We start from the raw sequence: 4547 nt of genomic DNA, 5'->3' as shown, positions 1-4547 counted from the left end.
AGCTGATCTTTTTTGTCCGAACAGCGTTCGGATTAATTTTACAATCTACCATAAATCAATGTTTTGTAACAGATTTTTGGTGAAAAATATGGTAAAGTCTACGTGAAAGTTATCTGGGAAGTCAACCTTTTAATTCGATTTTGCACAACTTTGTGATTGAATAATTAAATTGTTGACAAAGTATTTTGACGAACTAACCGTTGAAAGGAGCTTGGCACCATGTTACTTACGACTAGTCATTTAATTCCGATTGTCGCGCCCTTTGCTGGCCAGCGTTTGTGGATCAGTCCCGTCACCGAAGCCGTCTTTTCGGCGGGCTTAGTGACGCACCGGCAGCGGTTGATTCCACAGACCAGTCAACTCGTCGCACCATGTGCAGGGTTTGTAACGATGATTGCCAATCAACGACAAGTGCTAGGATTTTGTACGTCAACGGGGTTAGTCGTGAATTTACACTTTGGTTTGGCCTTAGGAAGCTGGACTCAGGCGCGCTTTCATTTAGTCGTACAAGTGGGCGATCGCGTGAGTGCCGGGCAACCGCTGGCCGTAGTTGAAACGACCGTAGTTCCACGGGCTAAGGCGCCAATTCCTGCAACGCCAACGATTATGGCGGCCATCGCGCGCATGCACGCTAGTTTGTTGTCGGCTAGTAACCAAGTGCGTTCAATTGGAACCGTTATCACGAGTATTACGCTCAATATGGCTGCCAATCATCGTATTGCGATGATTGGCCCGCCGCAGTTATCAGCCGTTGCTTAGGCCGGTTCCAAGCTGGTCGCAGAACCGCCGTATTTCCGCGGGGTCTTGGAGAGACGGTTAGTGGGCCTAAGCAGAAGGTAAATCGCAGTGGCTGAGGTCAAGAGCGGTTGCGGACCGCGCGGGGCATCATCAACGTATGATGAAAAGTTAAAACCAAGTACCGACCGTCCGTGACAATCGTTTGGTAGCCTTGACGGGCGTACTTGACTGGATACGTGACTTGCGAGCACGTGTCACTGACGTAGTGGCCAAAAAAGTTAGGTGACTGGCGCTAATAGTTGGGGGATTGTTAGTGCGAGCTGAAAGCGGATTACTTGCATTTTTATGGCAGCACAGTTTACTATTAGGAAAACTGTGAAGGAGTGATTCGTAGTGAGTGAAGCAACTTTTAATAAGGCAGAATTAGCAAAATATAATGGTCAAGATGGCCAACCCGCTTATGTAGCAGTGGATGGCGTCGTTTATGATGTAACAGGTGTCGCTGCCTGGGCTGGTGGCAAGCACCACGGTAACCTAGCTGGGCAAGAACTCACCGCCGTCATTGACGAACACTCACCACATGGGCGTAAAGTTTTAAAAAACTTGAATGTCGTTGGCAAGTACGTTGAAGCTTAACCAAGCAATTAAGATCAGTCGCGGACTGGTCTTTTTTTATGGTCATGATTGTAGTGCCGCCACTAGCACACTGGGGTCACACCGTGGGGCAACCCTCAGCGCCAAAAAGCGGTCACTGAGGCGGTTGGCAGCCTTGCCAAACCCGCAAGTCTACCAACACGACCCATGTTCTAAGCGCAGAAACTACCCGCGCTAAGAACATCGACACGGTGCGACCCCAGTGTGCTAGTGGCTAGACTCAAAACTAACAATGAGTCTACTAGCTGCGAAGGATGGGACGATTTTTTATGTGGTGTCGAGCATGCAAACCGATTATATAAATCGTTTAATGGAAAATGATGGTTTAATAGGTGTGGCATGTTGACTGGAACATAGTGTGGCTGACGTTGAATGGAGACGAAACCGCTTTATAATTTGTCATCAAATTGTTACTTACGAAGCTTGATTCGCGCGTGCTATAGTGACATTCGATACTAATTATATAGGAGTGTTTAATTTTTATGCCACGTAATTTAAAAGAAGAAGTTGTGTTTACGGCAATTATGGCCGGTTTGATGGTTTTTGTTATGACGGCTTATAATGTCACGTTAGCGCAAGGCTTCACTAACGGGTTAGTCCTCGCCATTTTGAGCGGCTATCCACTGGGGTTATTAGTGGCAATCATTTTAGACTTGTTGGTCGTAGGACCAATTGCCAAAGGTTTGGCTTTCAAATATATCATTAATGATTACATGCGTAAAAAGACGGTTTTAATCGGGATTACGATCTCCGTTTTAATGGTCTTAGGCATGGTAACTTGCATGTCCCTATTTGGGATTGCGGTGGAAGGTGAATTGACCGGGAGTCACGTGCTTGCCACGTACGGTCATACTTGGATTTTTAACTTGATTGTCGCTTTACCGTTACAACTTATCATCGTGGGTCCAATTGCCCGCGGCGTACTCGGTAAAATGCAACAAGCCACAGCTAACGCTAGCGATGCGGCGGAAGCTGAAGAAGATTAAGAAATAATTCTCAGTTTTGAGGAACGGCTGGCATCACGAAAATGGGCCAGTCACTAAAAAGTGGGTTCAATTACCATTCTTGGTAATTGGCTCACTTTTTTTGCGTGCCGTTATCGGCAACCACTAGTAAGAAAATGGTGATAATCCGGGTAATCACGGGATAAATAAGGTATAATCGGGCGTATGGAAACGGTGCCATTTTGAGGCCGTTAAATATATCTAATAGAGGAGATCACCAATCCATGCCAACTTTTCCTGACAACTTTATGTGGGGCGCTGCGACATCGGGTCCCCAAACGGAAGGTAACTTTCACAAGCAGCATCAAAATGTCTTCGATTACTGGTTTGCGACTGAACCCAGTGCCTTTGATGCTGGGGTGGGGCCGGATACGGCTTCCAATTTTTATAATGACTACGAAAATGATTTAGCATTAATGGAACAAGCGGGCATTAAAGGTTTGCGGACGTCGATTCAATGGACCCGTTTGATTGATGATTTTGAAACCGCTAGCTTAAATGACGACGGCGTGGCATTTTATAATCACGTGATTGATGCGATGCTGGCCCACCATATCAAACCATATATCAACTTGCACCATTTTGATTTGCCGGTGGAACTTTACGATAAGTACGGTGGTTGGGAATCCAAACACGTCGTTGACTTATTTGTGAAATTTGCGACGCAATGTTTTGAACTGTTCGGGGACCGCGTCGATGATTGGTTCACGTTCAATGAACCTAAAGTGGTCGTCGATGGCCAATATTTATATGGCTGGCACTATCCGCAAGTCGTTGACGGCCCGAAAGCCGTGCAAGTGGCGTATAACATGAACTTGGCGTCGGCTAAAGCAATTGCGAAGTTCCATGAAATTTGCCCCGCCGCGGAAAAACGCATTGGGATTATTTTGAACTTAACGCCGGCTTATCCGGCTTCTGATGATCCAGCCGATGTGGAAGCAGCCGATTTTGCGGAACAGTGGTCGAACAACTTGTTCTTAGACCCCGCCGTTTTAGGACATTTTCCGGATAAATTGGTCGAGCGCTTCACGCGGGATGGCGTTTTATGGGATAGTACGCCGGCGGAATTAGCGATAATCGCTGCTAATCCTGTCGATTATTTAGGGGTGAACTATTACCATCCATTCCGGGTCCAACGGCCGGATATTTCACCAACCAGCCTCCAACCTTGGCTACCCGACATTTATTTCAAAGAATATGAAATGCCGGGGCGCGTGATGAATGTCGACCGTGGTTGGGAAATTTACCCAACCGCGATGACTGATATTGCGAATAACATTCGTGAAAACTACCATAATATTCCGTGGTTCATTTCGGAAAATGGCATGGGGGTAGCCGGTGAAGAACGCTTCATGGACGAAAAGGGTATCGTGCAAGATGATTACCGGATTGACTTCATGAAAGAACATCTAACGGCGCTCGTTAAGGGTATCAATGCCGGTTCTAATTGTTTAGGCTACTTTGTGTGGAGTGGGATTGATTGCTGGTCATGGAACCATGCTTACCACAACCGTTACGGCTTGATTCGTGATGATATTCATACGCAAACGAAGACCTTGAAAAAGTCGGCCGGGTGGTTCAACGAACTCAGTCGGACGAATCAGTTTGAAAATTAATTAGGAATTGCCGCAGTTGGCGAACCGTAATTCCATCGTCCTGGGACCGGTCCAAGCTTGAGAAACGTCTTGAACCTCGCTTTTGAGCCCAAAGGTCAGGTCTCAAAAGACGTCCGTGGTGTAAACGGCCAAAAAACGCCCGTTAACGCCACTTTCAGGACGATTCCATTACGGCCCGCCAACTACTAATTTCATCCTAGTTTCAAAATAGATGAAATTGGATCTAGGCGGTTTCAATAGCGGCTGGGCTAATCAAAAACTAGCCGTTGATAATCGACTTCAAGTAAGAATTTCCAAAAATGTCGGTGCCGTAAGCTCGACCAAAATCGTGTCGAACTAACGCACTTACCCGGCGTCTCCCATTATCACTGACGCCCAACTAAATTGATTTTTGTATAAAATGGTGCGACTACGATTTTGTTTGTGGCCGCACCATTTATGGTTGTTGTTCGATGTTTTTTCTGAATATTTATTAAGGTGTAAGGTAGATTGTAAAATTAATCCGAACGCTGTTCGGACAAAAAAGATCAGCTTC

At 46.2% G+C, this 4547-nt stretch carries 4 protein-coding genes; all 4 read left to right on the top strand.

Going from position 1 to position 4547, the window contains the following annotated elements:
* Positions 1–219 precede the first annotated feature (219 nt).
* The 4 genes from DY78_RS12670 to DY78_RS12655 all read left to right on the top strand — a co-directional run bounded on the left by DY78_RS12670 (position 220) and on the right by DY78_RS12655 (position 4012).
* Positions 220–759 carry a PTS glucose transporter subunit IIA gene (locus tag DY78_RS12670; RefSeq protein ID WP_024624825.1) on the top strand — a complete coding sequence of 180 codons (540 nt, stop codon included), beginning with the start codon at positions 220–222 and terminating at the stop codon, positions 757–759.
* Between the two features lie 372 nt (positions 760–1131).
* Positions 1132–1374: a cytochrome b5 domain-containing protein gene (locus tag DY78_RS12665; protein ID WP_024624824.1), complete on the top strand. Its 243-nt coding sequence runs from the start codon at positions 1132–1134 to the stop codon at positions 1372–1374.
* Positions 1375–1874: 500 nt separating this feature from the next.
* A complete protein-coding gene (locus tag DY78_RS12660) occupies positions 1875–2378 on the top strand; it encodes a DUF2798 domain-containing protein (protein ID WP_024624823.1) in 504 nt (167 codons plus the stop codon).
* Between the two features lie 242 nt (positions 2379–2620).
* Entirely contained in the window at positions 2621–4012 is a 1392-nt protein-coding gene (locus DY78_RS12655) for a glycoside hydrolase family 1 protein (protein ID WP_024624822.1), read from the top strand.
* Positions 4013–4547 lie beyond the last annotated feature (535 nt).

This window comes from Lactiplantibacillus fabifermentans DSM 21115, assembly GCF_000498955.2.
Taxonomy (GTDB): Bacteria; Bacillota; Bacilli; order Lactobacillales; family Lactobacillaceae; genus Lactiplantibacillus; species Lactiplantibacillus fabifermentans.
The sequence above is the reverse complement of the archived record's forward strand: the minus strand, read 5'-3'. Positions and strand labels throughout refer to the sequence as shown.

Bases quoted from the DNA above. Each gene is read 5' to 3' on its own strand.
- DY78_RS12670 (WP_024624825.1), top strand. From the start codon at position 220: ATGTTACTTACGACTAGTCATTTAATTCCGATTGTCGCGCCCTTTGCT.
- DY78_RS12660 (WP_024624823.1), top strand. From the start codon at position 1,875: ATGCCACGTAATTTAAAAGAAGAAGTTGTGTTTACGGCAATTATGGCC.
- DY78_RS12655 (WP_024624822.1), top strand. From the start codon at position 2,621: ATGCCAACTTTTCCTGACAACTTTATGTGGGGCGCTGCGACATCGGGT.